17 protein-coding genes are annotated in these 21,578 nt (G+C 63.5%); 8 read left to right on the forward strand and 9 right to left on the reverse strand.

Going from position 1 to position 21,578, the window contains the following annotated elements:
- Positions 1–5: 5 nt before the first annotated feature.
- The 7 genes from waaF to QQL85_RS19020 are packed head-to-tail and all read left to right on the forward strand — an operon-like array spanning position 6 to position 6,966.
- A complete protein-coding gene (waaF, locus tag QQL85_RS18990; RefSeq protein ID WP_284355462.1) occupies positions 6–1,055 on the forward strand; it encodes a lipopolysaccharide heptosyltransferase II in 1,050 nt (349 codons plus the stop codon).
- On the forward strand, positions 1,056–2,114 hold the full coding sequence (waaC, locus tag QQL85_RS18995; protein ID WP_284355463.1) for a lipopolysaccharide heptosyltransferase I: 1,059 nt from the start codon (positions 1,056–1,058) through the stop codon (positions 2,112–2,114).
- Positions 2,114–3,238, forward strand: a complete 1,125-nt coding sequence (locus QQL85_RS19000; RefSeq protein WP_284355464.1) for a glycosyltransferase family 4 protein — start codon at positions 2,114–2,116, stop codon at positions 3,236–3,238. The genes waaC and QQL85_RS19000 overlap by 1 nt, the downstream gene beginning before the upstream one ends.
- Entirely contained in the window at positions 3,235–4,041 is an 807-nt protein-coding gene (rfaP, locus tag QQL85_RS19005) for a lipopolysaccharide core heptose(I) kinase RfaP (RefSeq protein WP_284355465.1), read from the forward strand. The genes QQL85_RS19000 and rfaP overlap by 4 nt, the downstream gene beginning before the upstream one ends.
- The gene (locus QQL85_RS19010) at positions 4,041–4,775 is read left to right on the forward strand and encodes a lipopolysaccharide kinase InaA family protein (RefSeq protein ID WP_284355466.1); all 735 of its coding nucleotides are present in this window, start codon (positions 4,041–4,043) and stop codon (positions 4,773–4,775) included. The genes rfaP and QQL85_RS19010 overlap by 1 nt, the downstream gene beginning before the upstream one ends.
- Positions 4,772–5,524, forward strand: a complete 753-nt coding sequence (locus tag QQL85_RS19015) for a lipopolysaccharide kinase InaA family protein (RefSeq protein WP_284355467.1) — start codon at positions 4,772–4,774, stop codon at positions 5,522–5,524. Before QQL85_RS19010 ends, QQL85_RS19015 begins: the two co-directional genes overlap by 4 nt.
- Positions 5,524–6,966, forward strand: coding sequence for a lipopolysaccharide kinase InaA family protein (locus QQL85_RS19020; protein WP_284355468.1), 1,443 nt, complete (start codon positions 5,524–5,526; stop codon positions 6,964–6,966). Before QQL85_RS19015 ends, QQL85_RS19020 begins: the two co-directional genes overlap by 1 nt.
- On the opposite strand, the gene QQL85_RS19025 is transcribed toward QQL85_RS19020, so the two are convergent.
- From QQL85_RS19025 to QQL85_RS19060, 8 genes are all read right to left on the reverse strand, one after another.
- Positions 6,927–9,956, reverse strand: coding sequence for a dermonecrotic toxin domain-containing protein (locus tag QQL85_RS19025; protein WP_284355469.1), 3,030 nt, complete (start codon positions 9,954–9,956; stop codon positions 6,927–6,929). The two genes, QQL85_RS19020 and QQL85_RS19025, sit on opposite strands and share 40 nt — an antisense overlap.
- A 71-nt stretch (positions 9,957–10,027) precedes the next feature.
- Entirely contained in the window at positions 10,028–10,204 is a 177-nt protein-coding gene (locus tag QQL85_RS19030) for a hypothetical protein (RefSeq protein WP_284355470.1), read from the reverse strand.
- Positions 10,201–11,313, reverse strand: coding sequence for a PepSY-associated TM helix domain-containing protein (locus QQL85_RS19035; protein ID WP_284355471.1), 1,113 nt, complete (start codon positions 11,311–11,313; stop codon positions 10,201–10,203). Before QQL85_RS19035 ends, QQL85_RS19030 begins: the two co-directional genes overlap by 4 nt.
- Before the next feature lie 56 nt (positions 11,314–11,369).
- Positions 11,370–13,805 carry a TonB-dependent siderophore receptor gene (locus QQL85_RS19040; RefSeq protein WP_284355472.1) on the reverse strand — a complete coding sequence of 812 codons (2,436 nt, stop codon included), beginning with the start codon at positions 13,803–13,805 and terminating at the stop codon, positions 11,370–11,372.
- 108 nt (positions 13,806–13,913) lie between these two features.
- Positions 13,914–14,870 carry a FecR domain-containing protein gene (locus QQL85_RS19045; RefSeq protein WP_284355473.1) on the reverse strand — a complete coding sequence of 319 codons (957 nt, stop codon included), beginning with the start codon at positions 14,868–14,870 and terminating at the stop codon, positions 13,914–13,916.
- Complete coding sequence (locus QQL85_RS19050) at positions 14,867–15,385, reverse strand: RNA polymerase sigma factor (RefSeq protein ID WP_284355474.1); 519 nt, start codon at positions 15,383–15,385, stop codon at positions 14,867–14,869. The genes QQL85_RS19045 and QQL85_RS19050 overlap by 4 nt, the downstream gene beginning before the upstream one ends.
- A gap of 134 nt (positions 15,386–15,519) precedes the next feature.
- A complete protein-coding gene (locus QQL85_RS19055) occupies positions 15,520–16,230 on the reverse strand; it encodes a 3'-5' exonuclease (protein ID WP_284355475.1) in 711 nt (236 codons plus the stop codon).
- Complete coding sequence (locus QQL85_RS19060; RefSeq protein ID WP_284355476.1) at positions 16,227–18,164, reverse strand: DUF294 nucleotidyltransferase-like domain-containing protein; 1,938 nt, start codon at positions 18,162–18,164, stop codon at positions 16,227–16,229. The genes QQL85_RS19055 and QQL85_RS19060 overlap by 4 nt, the downstream gene beginning before the upstream one ends.
- Before the next feature lie 116 nt (positions 18,165–18,280).
- On the opposite strand from QQL85_RS19060, the gene QQL85_RS19065 reads away from it, so the two are divergent.
- On the forward strand, positions 18,281–18,820 hold the full coding sequence (locus tag QQL85_RS19065; protein ID WP_284355477.1) for a response regulator: 540 nt from the start codon (positions 18,281–18,283) through the stop codon (positions 18,818–18,820).
- 138 nt (positions 18,821–18,958) lie between these two features.
- Here the strand turns inward: QQL85_RS19065 and QQL85_RS19070 are convergent, their stop codons facing one another.
- Positions 18,959–21,136: a malate synthase G gene (locus tag QQL85_RS19070; protein ID WP_284355478.1), complete on the reverse strand. Its 2,178-nt coding sequence runs from the start codon at positions 21,134–21,136 to the stop codon at positions 18,959–18,961.
- Positions 21,137–21,578: the final 442 nt, after the last annotated feature.

Raw genomic sequence — 21,578 nt, forward strand, 5'->3', positions numbered from 1 at the left:
TAAGCATGAGAATACTGATCATTGGCCCCAGCTGGGTCGGCGACATGGTGATGGCGCAGACCCTGTTCCAGTGCCTGAAACAGCAGCACCCCGACTGCGTGATCGACGTGCTGGCCCCTGAGTGGAGCCGGCCGATCCTGGAGCGCATGCCCGAGGTGCGACAGGCCTTGAGCTTCCCGCTCGGCCATGGCGCGCTGGAACTGGCCACGCGCCGCCGCATCGGCAAGTCCCTGGCCGGCCAGTACGACCAGGCCATCCTGCTGCCCAACTCGCTGAAGTCGGCATTGGTGCCGTTCTTTGCCGGCATCCCCACACGCACCGGCTGGCGCGGCGAAATGCGCTTCGGCCTGCTGAACGATGTGCGCAAGCTGGACAAGGCCCGCTACCCGCTGATGATCGAGCGCTTCATGGCCTTGGCCTACGCGCCCGGCGCCGAGCTGCCGCAGCCGTACCCGCGCCCCAACCTGCAGATCGAAGCGCAAAGCCGCGAAGCCGCCCTGGCCAAGTTCGGCCTTGAGCTGGACCGCCCGGTGCTGGCGCTGTGCCCTGGCGCCGAGTTCGGCGAGGCCAAGCGCTGGCCGGCCGAGCACTATGCCGAGGTGGCCGACGCAATGATCCGCCAGGGCTGGCAGGTATGGCTGTTCGGCTCGAAGAAAGACCACCCGGTCGGTGAGCAGATCCGCGACCGGCTGATCCCGGGTTTCCGTGAAGAGTCGTCCAACCTGGCTGGTGAAACCTCGCTGGCCGAGGCCATCGACCTGATGTCCTGTGCGCATGCCGTGGTGTCCAACGATTCTGGCCTGATGCATGTGGCCGCCGCGCTGAACCGCCCGCTGGTGGCGGTGTACGGCTCGACGTCGCCCGGCTTCACCCCACCGCTGGCCGACCAGGTGGAAGTGGTGCGCACCGGTATCGAGTGCAGCCCCTGCTTCGACCGCACCTGCCGCTTTGGCCACTACAACTGCCTGCGCCTGCTGGAACCGGGCAAAGTCATCGCCGCCCTGCACAGCTTGAGCGGGCCGGACCTGATCGATACCGTGGCCGAGGTCGACTAAGTGCGGGTACTGATCATCAAGACTTCGTCGCTGGGTGATGTGATCCACACCCTGCCGGCGCTCACCGATGCCGCCCACGCCATCCCGGGCATCCGTTTCGACTGGGTAGTGGAAGAGGGCTTTGCCGAAATCCCCGGCTGGCACCCGGCGGTCGACCAGGTTATTCCGGTGGCCATCCGCCGCTGGCGCAAGAACCTTTGGCAAACCCTCAAGAGTGGCGAGTGGAAGGCGTTCAAGCAGCGTGTGCGCGAGCGCAAGTACGACCTGGTGATCGATGCCCAGGGCCTGGTGAAGTCAGCCTGGCTGACCCGCTATGTGAAGGCCCCGGTTGCCGGCCTGGACCGCTACTCGGCCCGCGAAGGTTTGGCCAGCCGCTTCTATGACCGGCGCCTGTCGGTTGCCACCGGCCAGCACGCAGTAGAACGGGTGCGCCAGCTGTTCGCCATGGCCTTGGCTTACGACTTGCCCGAAGGTATCGGCAATTACGGCCTGGACCTCGACCGCCTGCAATTGCCGCCGGCTGCCCCTTATGTGGTGTTCCTGCACGGCACCACCTGGGCGACCAAGCACTGGCCCGAAGCCTACTGGCGCGAACTGGCCGAGCGCATGGGCCGACGCAAGCTGGAGGTGCGTCTGCCATGGGGCAACCCGGCCGAGAAGGCGCGCGCCGAGCGTATCGCACAGGGCTTGAACAATTGCCAGGTGCTCCCCAAATTGAACCTTGTCGGCGTAGCCCGCGTATTGGCGGCGGCAAAAGCCTGCGTCGCGGTCGATACCGGCCTCGGCCACCTGGCCGCAGCACTCGATGTGCCCACCATTTCGCTGTTCGGCCCGACCAACCCGGGCCTGACTGGCGCCTACGGACGGACCCAGATTCACCAGGCCAGTGACTGGCCTTGCGCTCCCTGCCTGCAGAAGAAGTGCACCTACAAACCGAGCGCCGACGACCTGCGCCGGTTCGATCTGAAACGCGAGTGGCCGCTGTGCTTCACTCGCCTGAATCCCGAGCATGTGGCGGGCCGCTTGAGCGCGTTGCTGCTGGCTGAGGATGTCCGTTGATGCAACTGGCTTTCGTGCTTTACAAATATTTCCCCTTCGGCGGGCTGCAGCGCGATTTCATGCGCATTGCCCTGGAGTGCCAGAAGCGGGGCCATCAGATCCGTGTGTACACGCTGATCTGGGAAGGTGACATTCCGCCGGGCTTCGAAGTGCTGGTGGCGCCGGTGAAGGCGATTTTCAACCACCGTCGCAACGAGAAGCTCAGCGCCTGGATGGCCGCCGACCTGGCCAAGCGCCCGGTCGACCGCCTGATTGGCTTCAACAAGATGCCGGGGCTGGATGTGTACTACGCCGCCGACGGCTGCTTCGAAGACAAGGCGCAGACCCTGCGCGGTGGCCTGTACCGCCGCTGGGGCCGCTACCGGCACTTTGCCGAGTACGAGCGTGCGGTGTTCGCCAAGGACGCCCATACCGAAGTGCTGATGATTTCCGAAGTGCAGCAGCCGCTGTTCATCAAGCATTACGGAACCCAGGTAGAACGCTTCCACCTGTTGCCGCCGGGTATTTCCCAGGACCGCCGTGCGCCGGCCAATGCCGCCGAGATCCGCGCCGAGTTTCGCAAGGAATTCAACCTGGGTGATGACGATCTGTTGCTGGTGCAGATTGGCTCGGGCTTCAAGACCAAGGGGGTGGACCGCAGCCTCAAGGCGCTGGCCGCGCTGCCGTCGGCCCTGCGCAAACGTACGAAGCTGATGGTGATCGGCCAGGACGATCCCAAGGTGTTCCAGTTGCAGAGCGCCACGTTGGGTCTGGGCGACCAGGTTCAGTTCCTCAAGGGCCGCAGCGACATCCCGCGCTTCCTGCTGGGTGCCGACCTGCTGATTCACCCGGCGTACAACGAGAATACCGGTACGGTGCTGCTTGAAGCGCTGGTGGCCGGTTTGCCGGTGCTGGTGTCCAAGGTGTGTGGTTATGCCCACTACATTGCCGAGGCCGACTGCGGCCTGGTACTGGACGAACCGTTCGATCAGGACCAGCTCAACGGCTACCTGCAACGCATGCTTGACGACCCGCAGGCCCGCGCCAGCTGGTCGCGCAACGGCCTGGCGTTTGCTGAAACCGCAGACCTGTACAGCATGCCGCAGCATGCCGCCGATGTGATCCTGGGGCAGGAGTCTGCATGAAGCTGATACTGGCCGAACCGTTCAAGCGCCTGTGGGCCGGGCGTGATGCCTTCGATGCCGTAGAAGCGCTGCAAGGCGAGGTGTATCGCGAGCTGGAAGGGCGCCGCACGCTGCGTACCGAAGTGGCTGGTGAGGGCTTTTTCGTCAAGATTCACCGCGGCATCGGTTGGGGCGAGATCTTCAAGAACCTGTTCACCGCCAAGCTGCCGGTGCTCGGTGCCGGCCAGGAATGGCGGGCTATCCAGCGCCTGCATGAGGTGGGCGTGCCGACCATGACCGCTGTCGCCTACGGCGAGCGCGGCAGCAACCCGGCCACGCAGCATTCGTTCATCATCACCGAAGAGCTGGCCCCGACCATCAGCCTGGAAGATTTCAGTATCGACTGGGTCAAGCAGCCGCCCGAGCCGCGCCTGAAGCGTGCGCTGATCGCCGAAGTGGCGAAGATGACGGGTGGCATGCACCGCGCTGGGGTCAACCACCGCGACTGCTATATCTGCCATTTCCTGCTGCACACCGACCGACCGGTGACGGCGGATGACTTCAGGCTGTCGGTCATCGACCTGCACCGCGCCCAGACCCGGGCGACAATCAGCCGCCGCTGGCGCGACAAGGACCTGGCCGCGCTGTACTTCTCGGCGTTGGACATTGGCCTGACCCCGCGCGACAAGCTGCGCTTCCTGCGGGGTTATTTCCAGCGGCCGCTGCGGCAAGTCCTCAAGGACGAAGCCCAGTTGCTCGCCTGGCTGGAGCGCAAGGCGCAGAAACTCTACGACCGCAAGCAACGCTACGGGGATGCGCTCTGATGGCGGGCTGGACACTGGCGCCGGGTTACGAACACCTGGCGGCGGACTTCGGCAGCCTCGATGCGGTATTTGCCCTGCAAGGCGAACGCCTGACCCGCGACCCGCTCAGCGAGGTGGTGCGCATCGCGCGTGACGGGGTCAATTACTACGTCAAGCGCTACACCGGGGCCGGCAAGCACATGCGCCGCTACCTGGGCCGGCCGCGCATCAAGGCCGAATGGCAGAACCTCAAACAGTTCGCCAAGTGGGGCATCCCTACCGCCGAAGTGGTGGCCTGGGGGCTGGAGCGCAATGGCCTGGCCTTTGGTCGCGGGGCGATGATCACCCGCGAGCTGCCGAACACCGAAGACCTGTCGGCGCTGGCCGAGCGCAATGATCCGCGCCTGGCCGATCGGGCCTGGGTCGACCATCTCAGCCGTCAGCTGGCGCACCATACCCGGGTCATGCACGAGCACCGCTTTGCTCACAATGACCTGAAGTGGCGCAACCTGCTGGTCGACGACCAGGGCACGCTATTCTTCATCGACTGCCCCACCGGCGACTTCTGGCGCGGCTTCATGTGGCGGCACCGGATGATCAAGGACCTGGCCTGCCTGGACAAAGTGGCCAAATACCACCTGTCGGCCACCCAGCGCCTGCGCTTTTACCTGCAATACCGTGGCCGCGACCGGCTGAATGTGCGTGACAAGAAGCGCATTCGCCAGGTGCTGGGCTTTTTCGAGGGAAGGGAATGACCGATTACCTGGCCAGCGCGGACCTCGCGCTGCTCAAGCGTCATGGCTTGGACGACTTCGAGGCGCTGTGGGCGCTGCAACTGGAAGCCGTGGATGAACCCAATACCGGCCGTGGTGGGTGGAGCAGCGTGTTTCGCCTGGAGCTCGAAGGCAAGGGCTACTACCTCAAGCGCCAGAGCGACTACCTGACCCGCACCTTGCACCGGCCGTTCGGCGAGCCCACCTTCGCCCGCGAATTCCGCAACATCAGCCGCTACCAGAAACTGCACATTCCGGCCTTGCAGGCGGTGTTCTATGGCGAGCGCAAGCAGGGCGGCAAGCACCGGGCCATCCTGATGACCCGCGCGCTGGACGAGTGGGCCGACCTCGACAGCCTGCTGGCCCAGTGGTCACAACTGGGCGATGCCGAACGCAATGGCATCCTGCAGGCGTGCGGCCAGCTGGCGCGCACCCTGCACAGCGCCGGCCAGGTGCATGGCTGCTTTTACCCCAAGCACATTTTCCTGCGCCAGCGCCGTGAAGGCTGGGACGCGCAACTGATCGATCTGGAAAAGACCCGGCCATTGCTGTTCGGTATGCGTGACCGCCTCAAGGACCTGGAGCCGCTGCTGCGCCGCGCCCCGGCCTGGCGCGAGGCCGATGTGCGCACGATGCTGGCAACCTACTTGGCGCAGCCGGCTGACAGCACGTTGGTCAATACCTGGCTGCAACGCCTGACGCAACGCCGTCGTGAAAAAGAGGCCCGCTGATGCGTTTGTCTGAACTGAAGGATGCTGGGCGCAGCCCGTCGTTACCCCTGAGTATCACCCTGGCCGACGCAGCCGGCAGCGCCGACCTGCAACTGCTCAGCCTGTTGCGCGTGCTGCCGGGCCAGCGCTATGTGGGCGCTGGCGTCTGGCGCGGCACCCCGGTGCTGGCCAAGCTGCTGGTGGGCGGTAACGCTGCCCGGCATTTCCAACGTGAACTGCAAGGCGTGAAGTTGCTGGCCGAGCAGGGCCTTACCACGCCCAAGCTGCTGGCCGACGGCCTCAAGGAAGGCGAGGGCGGCTGGCTGCTGTTCGAGTTCCTCGATGGCGCCGAAAGCCTGGCCGATGCCTGGGCAGCGGTGGAAAACCTGCCTGTGCTGGCTGACGAGCAACACCTGGTGCTGGGCGAAGCGCTAACCGCTGTCGCGCACATGCATGCCCAAGGCCTGTGGCAGGAAGACCTGCACCTGGACAACTTGCTGCGCCACGGCGGCAAGCTGTACCTGATCGATGGCGCTGGCATCAAGGCCGAAACGCCTGGCCAGCAGCTGTCGCGCCCACGCGTGCTGGAAAACCTCGGTGTGTTCTTCGCCCAGCTGCCCAAGCGCCTGGAGCCGTTCATCGAAGAACTGCTGGTGCATTACCTGCTGGCCAATGCCGAACATGCACTGCCGATGGAGGCCTTGCAGAAGCAGGTGGACAAGGTGCGCAACTGGCGCCAGAAGGATTACCTGGAAAAGGCCGGCCGCGAGTGCAGCCTGTTCAGCGTCCAGCGCACCCTGTCGGGCTTGCAGGCGATTCGCCGCAGCGAGGTCGATGCCATGCAGCCTGTGCTGGCGCAGGCTGATGCGTTGATCGACAAGGGCCACCTGTACAAGACCGGTGGTGCCGCCAGCGTGGCGCGCATCGAGGTCAATGGCCGGCAGCTGGTGCTCAAGCGCTACAACATCAAGAACACGGCGCACTGGTTCAAGCGCTTCTGGCGCCCGAGCCGTGCCTGGCATTCGTGGATCGAAGGCCACCGCCTGGAATTTCTCGACATCGCCACACCCAAGCCGCTGGCGGTGCTGGAACAGCGGGTGATGGGCCTGCGCAGCCGCGCCTACCTGGTCACCGAGTATGTCGATGGCCCGGACCTGACTGCCTGCTTCGCGCCCTATGTGGAGAGCGGCGAGGCCCCCGAGGAACAGGTGGATGCCCTGGTACATGTGATGCAACAGCTGATTCGCGAGCGCATCAGCCATGGCGACTTCAAGGGCCACAACCTGTTCTGGGACAACGGCCAATGGTCATTGATCGACCTTGATGCCATGTGCCAGCACGCCACCCAGCTCAGCTTCGCCCCGGCCTACGCCCGGGACCGGGCGCGGCTGCTGCGTAACTGGCCAAGCAGCAGTGCCTTGCATCAGCGGCTGGACCGGCTGCTGCCCAAGCTGGCCGAATAGCCCGAGGGTAACGCCAGCCAGTCGCTGCCGCGGCCGGCCTGGCGAACCCGGATGCGCCATTCACCCTCCTGGTGGCGCAGCACCGCCCAGGCAGGCACTGCGCCAGACAAGCCAGCGGGCAACACCAGGTGATAGTGGCCAGGCAGCAGGTGGCGACGTACCGGCAACTGATGGTTATGCAGTTGCAGGTACCGTGTGCTGCCGTGGTTGAACAGGCGTTCGTCCTCACTCTCTGCGGTGCCCTGAAGCGGTATTGCCAGCCGGCATTGTTCGAGCAGTTGCGTGATGTCTGGCAAGCCGTCATGCCAGCGTACGGGAGAGTCCACTACCCAGTTGCCATCCTGACTGCGCTTGATCGGCAGTTTCAGGTACGCATAAGGCTGGTCGGGATCGGTGGCTCGCCAACGGGTGCCATCAAAACTGACATTGAAGTAGCGGCCCAGGTTATCCCGCACGAAGTACTGGGTCAGCCCGGGGCTGTCCGACAGTTGTTCATAGACGGCCTCACCATGTACCGAGTCGATCCGGTAGCGCAACCTGGCAAGGTCCGGCGCGGTTTCGTAGTGTTTAGGCAGGGGGATCGGCGGCGGTTTGGGCAGCCCCCGCAAGGCACGGCGCATCAAGCTGGAACCTGCCATATCGTTCAGCCCGGCGGTGGCATGGCCGAGAGCAGCCACGGCATGGTGCAAGGCGCCCGTATGGTCGTCGTGGTCAAACGCTTCGAAGCCATCCCATATGGAAATCGCCATACGGCCAAATGCCAAGGCGACCAAAGCCCGTTGCGGCAGTACGAAGGTGACAATATCCAGCACCAGCCGCAGCACATTGACCGAGAACTCCCCTAACAGCTCCTGATTGCTGCGGGTGACGGAGTCGGTGTGCGCGATCAGGTTTCTGACCTCGGCCAGGTAGAGTGCCTGATACAGATCGCCAGTGATGGTGTGCCGTGTAATGGATGCACCACCTACTCGCCCCTTGAGCAACCGCGCCTTGAGCTTTTGGCTGCTGGCCTGTGGCAGGCGCTGGACCAGGTAGTCCTGCAACACCAGGTCGCCGCGAACAGCCCGGATCAACGCTTTGATGTCGCGGTACTCACGCCAATAGTGCCTGTCCGGGACGTCAGGGCAATGAACGACGATTCGATTCGAGTGCTCTGGCGAGACGAGCAGCAAAACGCCCATCAAGGTATCGCCGTGCACGAGCAGTTGCTGAGCGATCACCTGTTGCGCGTTGTAAGGTGGGCGTGCATGGCTGTCGGGGTTGCTGATGACCGTGCTGGCCCAGCCATACCCTTGCGCGAAAGTGTCGGCGAGAAAATGGCCGACATAGCGCGCTTTCACCGCTTCGGCATTCAGGCGGGCGCGGTAGACCTGTGCATAGGCTGCCTGGCGCCAGCGGCCTTCAGGCGAGTCGAGCAGCTGCGTGCGCAGGTATGCCTTGTAACCACTGCCGGCATTCAGGCGCCGTACGATCTGCTTGACCCTCAGTGGGGTGAGCGCTGACAGCGGTTGATCACCGTGAAGATAGACCCGGGCAGTCAACCAGTAGTCCACATCGAACCAGCTGATGTTCAGCAACGCCAGCTCGTCGAGGCGGTAGGTGTGATTCACCAGTTCGACGGTACCGCCCACCTGTTGTCGGCTGACCACCGGAATGTAGCCCACCGTACTGCCCAGCGGTAGAGGGTTCACGATCGGCCCTACCTGGCGGGCAAGGGTGACGCTGATGGTGATATCACGCGGATCGCAGTCCAGACCCGGGTCACGTTGCAAATACTCGCGCAGGCGCAAGTTTACCCAGCGCAGCAGCGAATGCTGCTGGCCGAACTGCTCCAAAGTCAGGATGCCAGGGGCGCTGGCCGCTTCGATGGCCACAATTTGTTCTTGCATGGCCTGCATGATGTGAGCGACACCTTGCCGCGATGTGGTGCGCAGCCAATTGGGCAGGTGCTTCTCCAGCAGCAGGCCGTAGCGGTTGGCCAGTGGGCCACGGCTACCGACGGCGCTGCGTATGTCGAGTGCAGGGGCAAGCGCGTTGTCCAGCTGCTCGATATCGCGCTGCTTGCCTTGGCTCCATGCAAGTTGCCAGGCATGGCTCAAGTGCCTGGCCTGGGCGTCACGCAAGGTCGAGGCCAGGTAGTCGGCCACGTCCTCGGTATACCAGTCATAACGTAAACGCGCCGCGCAACGCGCGCTTTGCTGGTCAGCAGGGGCAATCATGAGCTTGAGCAGGTGCTCGCTCTGCTGCGGGTCTTCAAGTCGTTCGCATACCTCCTTGTGGAGATCGCTCAGGTTGTCGAAGGCTTCGATGCCGTGAGCGACACTGCACAATAGCGCTCGGCCAACCGGTTCATGGTGTTCAAGCATATGCCCTTCGGCCCCCTGTTCAGTCAGCACCAGAAAACCCGGCACATGGCTGCGCCAGTTGGGGTCAGTGCTGGTGAGCAACAGGCGGTAGACCTGAGGGCGTGCGGTGATTGGCAAGTGCCGCCGCTGCCAAGGTTGTGGCAGTTCCAGGCATGTCCTGAGCAGTTGGGCATGCGCTGCAGACAGGGTCTCATCGGTACTGCGCAAGCGAATTTCCGCATCCAGCTGGTCGCGGAACAGCACTGCCAGGCTGACAGCGCGCGTCAGCCCTTTGCTGTTGCGTGTCAGCCAATAGGCTGCCTGGCGCGCGTGCAGTTGCTGGCGAATGGTTTGGCAGAAGTTGCCGATACGGCTGCTGAAATCGGGAGGTAGGCTAAGTGCCGGGTAGTCGGCATGCCTGATGCGGCTACCCGCAGGTAGACGAAAAGTGCCGCCGTCGAACAAATGAAAACCCACCAGCTGCAACAGTTGATGCGTACCGAAAAACAGCGTGCGCGCGCTGATGGAATGGCCCGGGAACAGTTGCGCCAGCATCAGCTCAAGGCTGTGCTCGACGCCATGAATGGGGGGTAGCAGTGCATCAAGCTGGTTATCCAGCGTGTGAAAGTGCGGCAGGGTGGTCATGCTCCGGCTCCTGTTGCGAGGGCGGACCATGCTGCGCCCGGGCGCCAGGACGGCGGTGTTAGCCGGCTACCTCAGCGGCGCCACAGGCCGCGTAGCGAGAACCCTGCTGGTAGGCCGAGCCCGAGCCAGGACAGCCCATCCCACCAACCATCACCCAGCAAGGCGGCGAACAGCCCCAGGGCTCCCAGCAAGGCGATCAGCGCCGGCCAGGCAAAAATGCGCGAGGCGGGTTGCGACTTATGGCTCATGCGCGTGCCTCCTTGGGTTTGCGTTGCTTGCCCCACCACAGGTACAGGCCGCTGCCGAGCACGATGATGGTCAGCACATCGAGCACCGCCCAGAGGATTTGCATCGGGCGCCCGCCGTAATCGCCGAAATGCAAGGGTTGCGACAGGCCCATGGCGTCCATGTACCAGGGGCGCTCGCCGACCGCTGTAACGGCCAAGGTGCGGGCGTCGATCAGTACCGGCGTGAACAGGTGTGAACTCAGGTGTGTGGCACCGTTCATGAACACCGCATAGTGGTGTTCGCTGGAAAAGCGTGTGCCGGGGAAGGCGATGAAGTCCGGGCGCATGCCGGGGGCAGCCTGTTCGGCAATCTCCAGCAGGCGTGTGGCTGGCGCGCGCTCGGTGAGCGGCGGGGCGTCGCGGTAAGGCGCCACCATGGCGGCCAGGCTGTCGTTGCGCCAGGCGGCGATGACCAGGTCGGACAGGGCGCTGATTACACCGGTCACGCCTACCGTGAGTGCCCAGGCCAGGGTTACCACGCCGATCAGATTATGCAGGTCGAGCCAGCGCAGGCGACGGGATTTTTCGTGGCGTACCGTGCCGAAGTCCAGGCGGCGCATGAACGGCGCATAGAGCACGGTGCCGGAGACGATTGCGAGGATGAACAGTACGCCCATGAGCGCCAGCAGCAGCTTGCCTGGCAGGCCGGCGAACATGTCCACATGCAAGCGCAGCATCACCATCATGAAACCGCCATTGGCGGCCGGCATGGCCACGGCTTCGCCGGTGCGGGCGTCGAGCATGAAGGTGTGCGACAAGTTTGGGTCGGTGCCAGCAGTGGCGGCGGTGATGGCGACCACGCCATTGGGTTCGTCTTTGTCGTAGCCGAAGTACTGCATGACCTCGCCGGGGCGGTGCTGCTCCGCTTTCAGTACAAGCTGTTGCAGGTCGAGGTGTGGGGTACCTGCTGGCATTTCACGCAATTGCGGGGCGTCGCCAAGCAGATGTTCGAGTTCGTGGTGGAAAATCAGCGGCAGGCCGGTGAGTGCCAGCAACAGCAGGAACAGGGTGCAGACCAGGCTGCTCCAGGTGTGGATCACGGACCAGCGGCGGATGGTCGGGCTTTTCATCACGGTACCGTTTGTTGTCTGTTGGAACAGGGGGCCGCAAAGCGGCCCCCGTTCACTCAGAACTTGTAGTTGACGCTGGCGACCACGTTGCGTTCGTCGCCGTAGTAGCAGTAGTACCCGTCGCACGTCGACAGGTAGTCCTTGTTGAACAGGTTTTTCGCATCTACGGCCACGGTGACGCCTTTGAGTGTGCTGTTCAGGCGGCCCAGGTCGTAATGTACGGAGGCGTCGTAGACAGTGTACGAGCCCACATGGCCCCAGTCGGTATTCGTGGTGTTGCCGTAGGTGTCGCCCACATAGCGCACGCCAACGCCTACGCCAAAGCCGTCCAGCGCCCCGCTGTGCCAGGTGTAGTCGGCCCAGGCAGTGGCCTGGTTACGCGGAACCTGCGCCATGCGCTTGCCTTTCTCCTCACGGGTGCCTTTGGTGATTTCGCTGTCGTTGTAGGTGTAGGACCCCACCAGCTTGAGGTTCTCGCTCACATCCGAAGTGGCCTCAAGCTCAAGGCCTTTCACACGCACTTCGCCAACCTGGCGGGTGACGCCACCCTCGGTCACCGACATGTTCTGCTGCGTCAGGTCGAATACAGCTGCGGTGAACAGGCTTTTGCTGCCTGGCGGTTGGTATTTGATACCCAGCTCGTACTGCTTGCCTTCGGTCGGCTTGAATGCATCGGTGCTATTGACGGCGGAACCGGTAGCGGCCTGGAACGACTCGGCATAGGAGATGTAAGGCGTCAGGCCGTTATCGAACACATAGCTGAGGGCTGCGTTACCACTGAACTTCTTGTCGCGCTGGGTATTGGTAGCGTCGCCCTGATTGTGGAAGGTGGTGCCGGTGTGTACCCAGTCCTCACGTCCACCCAGGGTCAGGCGCCAGTTGTCCAAGGCCATCTGGTCTTGGGCGTACAGGCCGGTCTGCTGGGTCTTCTGATCGTAGTCGTACATGTCGAAGTACTGGACGTTCGAGAAATCCTGGCCGTATACCGGGTTATGGATATTGCTCGATGGCACGCCGGCCGAGCCCCAACGCCAGCGAGCGTTGCTGTCCGAGCGCTGATGGTCGAGACCTAGCAGCAGGGTATGGGCGAGCTGGCCAGTCTGGAAATCGGCCTGGAAGTTATTGTCCACTGCGAACTGGGAGATATCTTCTTCGACGATACCGGCAGTACGTTGCACGGTGCCATCGGCGCTGACAGCTTCGTCCGGCCCGGCTGGCCAGATCGAGCCACCGGCGGTAATGCCCTTGAAGTCCAGTTCGTTGCGCGCATAGCGTAGGTTCTGGCGGAACTGCCAAGTATCGTTCAGGCGGGTTTCAAACGCATAGCCCAAGTGGTAATAGGTGCGGTCGTAGGACTCCCAATCCGGGTCACCCAGGTTCTTGTGGTGAGAAATCTTGCCAGCGGGGCTGTCCAGCTTGGTGCCTTGCAGAGGCAAGAACTGGCCAGTAATGCCAGTATCATCGCGGGTGTACTGGGAGATGAAGGTCAGCTTGGTGTCGTCGTTGATATTCCAAGTCAGGCTGGGCGCGATGTTATAGCGCTTGTCTGGTATATGGTCGATCGGCGAGCCGCTGTCACGCACGGTACCGCTCACTCGGTACAGGAACTGGCCTGCATCGTCGAGCTTGCCGGTGCTGTCGAAGTTGATCTGCTTGTGATTGTTGCTGCCAACCTGGGCTTCGATTTCATGGCTGCTTTCCAGCTGCGGTCGACGGCTGGTCATGTCCAGCAACCCGCCTGGCGGGGTCTGACCGTACACTGATGAAGCTGGGCCACGCAGCACGGCGATGCGCTCCAGGTTCCAGGGTTCAATCTTGGGGGTGGCATAGTTCCCCTTGGGCAATGGCAGGCCATCAAGGAACTGGGTGGGCACAAAACCACGTACCAGCAACCAGTCGCTGCGGGAGTCGGAGCCGTAGCCGCTGCTCTGCACGCCTGCCGTGTAGCGCAGGGCATCATTCAGGCTGAGTACGGGGCGATCCTCCATCTGCTGCCGGGTGATCACGCTTACCGAGCGGGGTAGTTCGGCGATGGCGGTATCTGTCTTGGTGCCCGCTGCCGTGCGGGTTGCGGTGTAACCCTCGACCGCCCCCCAGGCGCTTTCATAATTGGACGTAGCGTTGATCGCTGTCTCTGGCAGCGCCAGTGCCCCTTCTTGTGTGGCTACCAGGCTGTAGCTGCCTACGCTGCTTTGTTGCAGTTGCAGGCCAGTGCCGCGCAGGGCGGCTTGCAGGGCACCAAGTCCATCGTACTGGCCGGTCACCGGGGCCGAGGTGCGGCCGCTGACCAATGCCGGGTCGATGGCCAGGGCGATACCGGCCTGGCTGGCGATCTGGTTGAGGGTGGTGGCCAACGGGGCGCTGGGCAGGTCATAGGCGCGCGGAGCGGATTGCTCGGCGGCGAACAAGACAGGGCTGGCCAAGGGCGCGGTTACGGCGATGGCAAGGGCCATAAGGCTAGGGCGCAAGATACGATCAACAGCACGGGACATGCAGCGGCTCCTGGACGGATAAGTGCTAACTGCTTCCTTGCCGAGCGAGATTTGAAAAGTGACAGGGCTAATCTGAAAACTATCGAGAATTATTTTTGGCTTACCGCTTTACCTCGGCACCACGTTCACCCACCACTGGGTATGCCGCTCTATCTTCACCGGCAACGCCGGCACCAGCGATGCCAGCGCCAGGTCGGTGTCGGTCAGCGGGAAGCTGCCGGTCACGCGCAGGTCGGCGACCTTGTCGTCCACCCCGAGGTAGCCACTGCGGTACTGGCCGAGTGCAGCCAGCAGGTCGCCCAGGCGCACGTTGTCGACCACCAGCATGCCACGCGTCCAGGCATCGGCGCCGGCAGGCACCGTGCCGATCTGGCCGAGGCCGTTGGCGTTCATCAACACTTGCTGGCCTTCACGCAGCACTTGCTCGTCGCCACTGTTATGCGGCATGGTCGCGACCGAGGCTTGCAGCACTTCCAGGCGCGTACCGTCGGCTTCGCGGCGTACCAGGAAGCGTGTGCCCAGTGGCCGCAGGCGACCGTCGTCGGTGCGTACCAGCAGCGGACGTGGGTCCTGGTGGCCGGTTTCGACCGAAATTTCGCCTTGGTGCAGCACGATCACCCGCTGCTCGCCTGCGTAGTCGATATCCACGGCGGTGTGGGTGTTCAGGCTCAGCAATGTGCCGTCTTGCAGGCGCAAGGTACGCAATTCGCCAGTCGCGGTGCGCTGGTCGGCCAGCCAGTAGCTGGGGGCCAGTGACGGAGCGCCGACCCAGGCCAGTAGCGAGCCGAGCAGGAACATGCCGGCCAGCCCGCCGCCAACCTTGCCGATGCGTCGCCTCAGGCTGACACGCGATTGCTGCAGGGCCTGGCGTGCCGGGCCGGCCGCCGCGCTGACCCGCTGGTCCATGGCGCCGAGCTGGCGCCAGGCCCGTGCGTGTTCTTCGCTCGCGGCATGCCAGCGCATGAATTCGTTGCGTTCATCAGGCGTGCCGCTGGCATCGCCGAGGCTGAGTTTCCAGGCGATGGCGGCTTCCAGTACTCGGGACGAAACCGGCGTGTTGCTCACGTCGGCTCCCCGTACAGGGCCACATAGCATTGGCGCATGCCTTGGGCGATGTACTGGCGCACGCGCGATACCGAAACGCCCAGGCGTTCGGCGATTTCGGCATGGCCCATGCCGTCCAGGCGGTTGTGCAGAAACGCCGCGCGGGCCTTGCTCGACAGCTTGCCGAGCAGGCGGTCGATGGCCTTGAGGTCTTCGAGGATCAGGTGCTGTGCTTCGGGTGAGGGCTGTTCGGCTTCCGGGATCAGTGCCAGCTCGGCCAGGTAGGCCTGCTCCAGCGCCGCGCGGCGGAAGTGGTCGAACATCAGCCCCTTGGCCACGGCGGCAAGGAAGGCGCGAGGTTCGCGGGGCGTGTCCAGTCGTTCGCGGCCAAGCAGGCGCACGAAGGTGTCCTGGCTCAGGTCTTCGGCACGTTGGCGGCAGGCCATGCTGCGTTGCAGCCAGGCGAGCAGCCAGCCGCGATGATCGCGGTACAGCGCACCGACCAGATCGGCGTGTGGGCTCTGTGCAGAAGACAAGCAGCGTCCCCCCGGAACGTATGCATTAACTAACGATAATTATTCGCGATTGTTGCAGAGGGGAGGGGGTGGGTGCAATGGACGCTTATCGGATTGCCACCACCAAAGAAGAGGCCTGCAAGGCCAATACACATTTACAGGCCGTGATTGTGGGCGTTGCGCCGCCGCCACCCACGCAACCGCTGCTCCAGCTGCAGCGGGCTGTCGAGCTGCTGGCGCCGGGCCTGGCTGAACAAGATCAGCGTCAGTTCTGCCGTCACCTGGGCATCGGCACTGGCATGATGACGTTCCTCTACCTGCAAGCCAAACCGCGCCACCCAGTCATCCAGCCCAGCCTCGCGCAGCACCGTGTCGGGGTTGAGCATCGGCGCCAGTTCGGCCACATCGAGGAATGGCGACTGCAAGCGGTAACCCAGGCTTTCCTTCAACGCCCGCGCCAGCATGCGCTGGTCGAATGGCGCGTGAAACGCCAGCACCGGGCTGTCGCCAATGAAATCGAGCAAATCCAGCAAGGCCTCGGCCGGGTCGCAACCGGCAGCCAGTGCGCTCGGCCCCAGCCCGTGAATCAGCACGCTGGCGTTGGTCTTCTGCAAAGGCCGGTGCAAGGTGCGTTCGAACTGTTGGGCAAAATCGATGGCACCGTCTTCGATGGCCACGGCCCCGATCGAAAGCACTTGGTCTCGGTTGGGGTTGAGCCCGCTGGTTTCCAGGTCCAGCACCACCCAGCGCTGCTCGCGCAAGCTGCACACACCCAGCGGCGCGGGCTTGGGCTGCCGGGCCAGGCGCTGACGCGTCGCGTGGTCCAGCTCGGGCGCGCTCGGGCGCAGCCAGGCGAACAGGCTCACAGCTGATACCGCAAGGCCAGGCTGCTTTGCAGGCGTTGGGCCTGGCGCAGGGATTCGCGCAGTATGCGCCGGTCCAGGTGGTTGAGGCTGTCCGGGTCGAGCCGGTTGGAGTACGGCAGGTTGTCGCGGGTCTGGCGCTGATGCTGCTGCATGCGGGTCTGCTGGATGAAGTGATAGGCCTCTTCATAGGCTGCACCGTCCAGTGGCTCGATCACGTCTTTGGCCACCAGTTGGCGCAGGCGCTCAAGGGTATTGCAGGCACCGATGCCATTGGCCAGGGCCAGCAAACGTGCGCCATCAACGAAGGGCGTCAGGCCCTGGACCTTGAGGTCGAGCGTGGCGGCCTTGTCGTTGCCCTGGCGGGTCAGCACGAATTCGCGCAGGCGGCCCACCGGTGGGCGCTGGCGCAAGGCGTTGTCGGCCAGCATGCGCTGGAAGAGGCGGTTATCGGCCACCTGCTCCAGCAGGCCCTGGCGCAGCTGTTCGCAACCTTGCTCATCGCCCCAGACCACGCGCAGGTCGAAGTAGATGCTGGACCCCAACAGGTTCTCCGGGCTGGCTTCGCGGACAAAGCCGGCGAAGCGTCGCGCCCATTCGCTACGCGACAGGCAAAGCTCGGGGTTGCCGGCCATGATGTTGCCCTTGCACAGGGTAAAGCCGCACTGGGCCAGGCACTGGTTGATGTACTGCGCCAGTGGCAGTAGGCGGGTGCGGATGGCTTCGGCCTCGGCGCTGTCTGCAGCCTCGAAGAGGATGCCGTTGTCCTGGTCGGTGTGCAGGGTCTGCTCGCGGCGCCCTTCGCTGCCAAAGCACAGCCAGCTGAATGGCACGCCCGGGTCGCCGCGCTCGGCCAGTGCCAGCTCGATCACCCGGCACACGGTGTGGTCGTTGAGCAAGGTGATGATCTGGGTAATCTGCGTGGAGGATGCACCGTGGGCGAGCATGCGCTCGACCAGTTGGCTGATTTCCCCGCGCAGTGAGACCAAAGCGTCCAGGCGCGGTGCGTGGCGGATGGTACGCGCCAGGTGCACCAGGTCGACCCGTTGCAGCGAGAACAGGTCGCGCTCGGAAACCACCCCGCACAGGCGCCGGTTTTCCACCAGGCACACATGGGCGATATGCCGTTCGGTCATGGCCATGGCTGCGTCGAAGGCACTGGCCTGGGGGCTCAGGTAGAAGGGCTTGGCCGTCATGTGCCGCTCGATGGGCGCGCCCAGGTCGGCATCCAGTGAAGCTACCACCTGGCGCAGGTCGCGCAGGGTGAAGATGCCGACAGGGTAGCGCTGCGGGTCGGTCACCACGATGCTGCCGACCTGCTGCTCGTGCATCAGCCGCACGGCATCGCGCAAAGGTGTATCGGCGCTGCACACCACGGGGTGACGCATGGCCAGCTCACCCAGGGGGGTGTTCAACGAGTACTGGGTGCCGAGGGTTTCCACGGCGCGCTGGCGTACCTGTTGGTTGACCTGGTCGAGCAGGCTACTGACACCACGCAAGGCAAAATCCCGAAACACTTCAGACATCGAGAACACGCGGATGAACGCGGCCTTGTTCAGTTGCAGGCAGAAGGTGTCTTCACCTGCCAGGTGCTCGGTGCGGGTCGCCCGCTCGCCCAGCAGGGCAGCCAGCGGGAAGCATTCGCCGCTGGTGATTTCGAAGGTGGTCTCCACGCCGGGCTTGACCAGGTGCTGGCGCTCACCGACCACGCGGCCCTGCTTGACGATGTAGAAGTGCTCGACCGGCCCGTCGGCAGGCTTGACGATGCTTTCGCCGCTGGCATAGAAGCGCAGCTGGCACTGTTCCACCAGGAAGGCCAGGTGGCTGTGTTCCATCTGGTTGAACGGCGGAAAGCGCTGCAGGAACTGCAGGGTGCCCTGGATGTTCTGCAGCACTGCCGTCCTGCCCGCCTGGTTGTAGGCGTCCTTTTTGCTCATGAAACTGACCGTATCGCTATGCCGAACTATATATATCTATATATAGGTGCCGGCCCTGTTGTTCTCTGCCTCCATGGTCGGCTTGCGGCGGGGTGGTGCCCATTGGACGTAAGTCTATGAGCCCCCCTGTCAAAGACCCGACCAAAGGCGAATCGGGTGACGCAAATAATGTGGTCCTACTGCTGAAGCGGAATTTTTTTGACGAGATGACCATGCCTGAGCACACCGACATCCTGAGCGACGCCGAGCGCGAGGCATTGGCCGTGGTGAGTGCATCCGTGGCGCCCAAGCCATTGGTGCTGGTGGTGGATGACAACGCGGTCAACCGTGAAGCGCTGATCCTGTACTTGAAAAGCCGGGGCATCGATGCGGTGGGGGCGGACGGGGCCGAAGAAGCCAGGCTTTACCTGCACTACCAGAAGCGGATTGGGTTGATGATTACCGATTTGCGCATGCAGCCCGAAGATGGCCTGGATTTGATCCGGACGATTCGTGAGTCGGAGCGGGCGGCGTTGTCGATCATCGTGGTGTCGGGCGACACCGATGTGAAAGAGGCGGTGGACGTGATGCACCTGGGGGTGGTGGACTTCCTGCTCAAGCCGGTGGACCTGGGCAAGCTGTTGGAGCTGGTGAAGAAGGAATTGAAGTTGGAGTAAGCACAGGCCTGTTCCGGCCTCATCGCCGGCAAGCCAGCTCCCACAAAGACCGCACGGATTTCAAGGCCTGTGCAGTCCCTGTGGGAGCTGGCTTGCCGGCGATTGGGCCGCAAAGCGGCCCCCGTTCGCAGGTATTGCTTACAGCCCGTTACGCGCCTTGAACTCGCGGCGACGGCGGTGCAGCACCGGCTCGGTGTAGCCGTTAGGCTGCTTGCCACCTTCCACCACCAGCTCTACAGCCGCCTGGAACGCGACGTTGTCGTCGAAGTTCGGCGCCATCGGGCGGTACAGGGCATCGCTGGCGTTCTGCTGGTCGACCACCACGGCCATGCGCTTGAGGCTTTCCAGCACCTGCTCCTGGCTGACCACGCCATGGCGCAGCCAGTTGGCCAGCAGTTGGGCGGAAATACGCAGGGTGGCACGGTCTTCCATCAGGCCGACGTTGTTGATGTCCGGCACCTTCGAGCAACCCACACCCTGGTCGATCCAGCGAACTACATAGCCAAGGATGCCCTGGGCGTTGTTGTCCAGCTCGTTGCGGATCTCTTCGGCTGACCAGTTGGTGTCGGCAGCCAGCGGGATGGCCAGGATGTCGTCCACCGATGCCGGGGTGCGCGAAGCCAGTTCACGTTGACGCGCCTGCACGTCCACCTTGTGGTAATGCAGGGCGTGCAAGGTAGCGGCAGTTGGCGACGGCACCCAGGCGGTGTTGGCACCGGCCAGCGGGTGGGCGACCTTCTGCTCCAGCATGGCGGCCATCAGGTCGGGCATGGCCCACATGCCTTTGCCGATCTGCGCACGGCCTTGCAGGCCGGTTGCCAGACCAACGTCGACGTTGTTGTTTTCGTAAGCGCCGATCCACTTCTCGTTCTTCATGGCGCCTTTGCGCACCACGGCGCCGGCTTCCATCGAGGTGTGGATTTCATCGCCTGTGCGGTCGAGGAAACCGGTGTTGATGAACGCCACCCGCTCGGCGGCGGCCTTGATGCAGGACTTGAGGTTGACCGTGGTGCGGCGTTCCTCGTCCATGATGCCGACCTTGACGGTGTTGCGCGGCATGCCCAGCAGGTCTTCGACCTGGCTGAAGATTTCGGCGGCGAAGGCGACTTCTTCCGGGCCGTGCATCTTCGGCTTGACGATGTACACACTGCCGCTGCGGGTGTTCTTGCGGCTGGTGTTGCCGTTGAGGTTGTGCAGGGCGATCAGGTTGGTGAACAGGCCGTCCTGGATACCTTCGGGGATTTCGTTGCCCTGGGCATCGAGGATCGCCGGGTTGGTCATCAAGTGGCCAACGTTACGCACGAACAGCAGCGAACGGCCATGCAGGGTCACGCTGCCGCCATTGGGCGCGGCGTACTCGCGGTCCGGGTTCATGGTGCGGGTGAAGGTTTTGCCACCCTTGCTCACGGTTTCGGACAGGTCGCCTTTCATCAGGCCCAGCCAGTTGCGATAAACGATCACCTTGTCGTCGGCATCGACGGCGGCAACCGAGTCTTCGCAGTCCATGATGGTGGTCAGTGCCGATTCCATCAGGATGTCTTTGACGCTGGCAGCGTCGGTGCTGCCAACCGGGGTGCTGGCATCGACCTGGATTTCGAAGTGCAGGCCGTTGTGCTTGAGCAGCACGGCGGTCGGCGCGGCGGCGTCACCGTGGAAGCCGATGAGCTGCGCGTCGTCACGCAGGCCGCTGTTGCTGCCGCCTTTGAGGGCAACGACCAGCTTGCCGCCTTCGATGCGGTAGCCGGTGGAGTCGACGTGCGAGCCGGCGGCCAGTGGCGCGGCTTCGTCGAGGAAGGCGCGGGCGAAGGCGATGACCTTGTCGCCACGGACCTTGTTGTAACCCTGGCCTTTTTCGGCGCCGCCTTCATCGCTGATGGCGTCGGTGCCGTACAGCGCGTCGTACAGCGAGCCCCAGCGGGCGTTGGCGGCGTTCAGGGCGAAGCGGGCGTTCATCACCGGGACGACCAGCTGCGGGCCGGCCATGTGGGCGATTTCTTCGTCCACGTTCTGGGTGGTGGCCTGGAAATCGTCGGCTTGTGGCAGCAGGTAGCCGATTTCCTGGAGGAATGCTTTGTAGGCGACGGCGTCGTGGGCCTGGCCTTTGCGTGCCTGATGGTAGGCGTCGATCTTGGCTTGCAGCTCGTCGCGCTTGGCGAGCAGGGCTTTGTTCTTTGGAGCGAGGTCATTGATGATCTTCTCTGCACCCGCCCAGAACTGCTCGGCGACGATGCCGGTCCCGGGGATGGCTTCGTTGTTCACGAAGTCGTACAGGACCTTGGCGACCTGAAGGCCACCGACTTGAACGTATCCAGTCATTGCTTGCCTCACTCTGCTCAGCTATTTCGCTCTTCTGTATTAAGCCTGTAGCGCTTCTCTAAACACGGCACCAGTGCGTGCCCCCGGGTTGTGCCGGGCGCGGCTGGGTGCGGCCTGCCAGACAGGCTGGCGGGCAGTGTGCGTATTTTCACAGGCGCCTTGGCAGACATCCAAACGACGTTTTGTAGTCCGCGCCACGCGATACTACATGAAGCAGTAGGCGGGGCAAAATCAGACTAAAAGCGCCGTTATGCGACCCGTTGGTCGCGTATGGTCACGCTGGGAGTGGGTATGTTCGCAAAAAACAGGTGGATTGTTCCAGATAAATCTTGAAACAGTACACGATTGGTTGTGCAGATTGCCCTGCGGCAGGTTGCCGCGCCTTGCCTATACTGAGTCGACCCCCCGATTTTCTGCCGCCGGGCGCGGCCCGACACGAGGA

This window comes from Pseudomonas putida (genome assembly GCF_030159595.1).
GTDB lineage: Bacteria > Pseudomonadota > Gammaproteobacteria > Pseudomonadales > Pseudomonadaceae > Aquipseudomonas > Aquipseudomonas putida_AC.

What these genes read in the sequence shown, in the direction of transcription:
- QQL85_RS19010 (WP_284355466.1), top strand. Translation starts at nt 4,041, where the DNA reads ATGGCGGGCTGGACACTGGCGCCGGGTTACGAACACCTGGCGGCGGAC.
- QQL85_RS19035 (WP_284355471.1), bottom strand. Translation starts at nt 11,313, where the DNA reads ATGAAAAGCCCGACCATCCGCCGCTGGTCCGTGATCCACACCTGGAGC.
- QQL85_RS19065 (WP_284355477.1), top strand. Translation starts at nt 18,281, where the DNA reads ATGAGCCCCCCTGTCAAAGACCCGACCAAAGGCGAATCGGGTGACGCA.
- QQL85_RS19060 (WP_284355476.1), bottom strand. Translation starts at nt 18,164, where the DNA reads ATGAGCAAAAAGGACGCCTACAACCAGGCGGGCAGGACGGCAGTGCTG.
- QQL85_RS19070 (WP_284355478.1), bottom strand. Translation starts at nt 21,136, where the DNA reads ATGACTGGATACGTTCAAGTCGGTGGCCTTCAGGTCGCCAAGGTCCTG.
- waaF (WP_284355462.1), top strand. Translation starts at nt 6, where the DNA reads ATGAGAATACTGATCATTGGCCCCAGCTGGGTCGGCGACATGGTGATG.
- QQL85_RS19040 (WP_284355472.1), bottom strand. Translation starts at nt 13,805, where the DNA reads ATGTCCCGTGCTGTTGATCGTATCTTGCGCCCTAGCCTTATGGCCCTT.
- QQL85_RS19020 (WP_284355468.1), top strand. Translation starts at nt 5,524, where the DNA reads ATGCGTTTGTCTGAACTGAAGGATGCTGGGCGCAGCCCGTCGTTACCC.
- rfaP (WP_284355465.1), top strand. Translation starts at nt 3,235, where the DNA reads ATGAAGCTGATACTGGCCGAACCGTTCAAGCGCCTGTGGGCCGGGCGT.
- QQL85_RS19030 (WP_284355470.1), bottom strand. Translation starts at nt 10,204, where the DNA reads ATGAGCCATAAGTCGCAACCCGCCTCGCGCATTTTTGCCTGGCCGGCG.
- QQL85_RS19025 (WP_284355469.1), bottom strand. Translation starts at nt 9,956, where the DNA reads ATGACCACCCTGCCGCACTTTCACACGCTGGATAACCAGCTTGATGCA.
- QQL85_RS19000 (WP_284355464.1), top strand. Translation starts at nt 2,114, where the DNA reads ATGCAACTGGCTTTCGTGCTTTACAAATATTTCCCCTTCGGCGGGCTG.
- QQL85_RS19015 (WP_284355467.1), top strand. Translation starts at nt 4,772, where the DNA reads ATGACCGATTACCTGGCCAGCGCGGACCTCGCGCTGCTCAAGCGTCAT.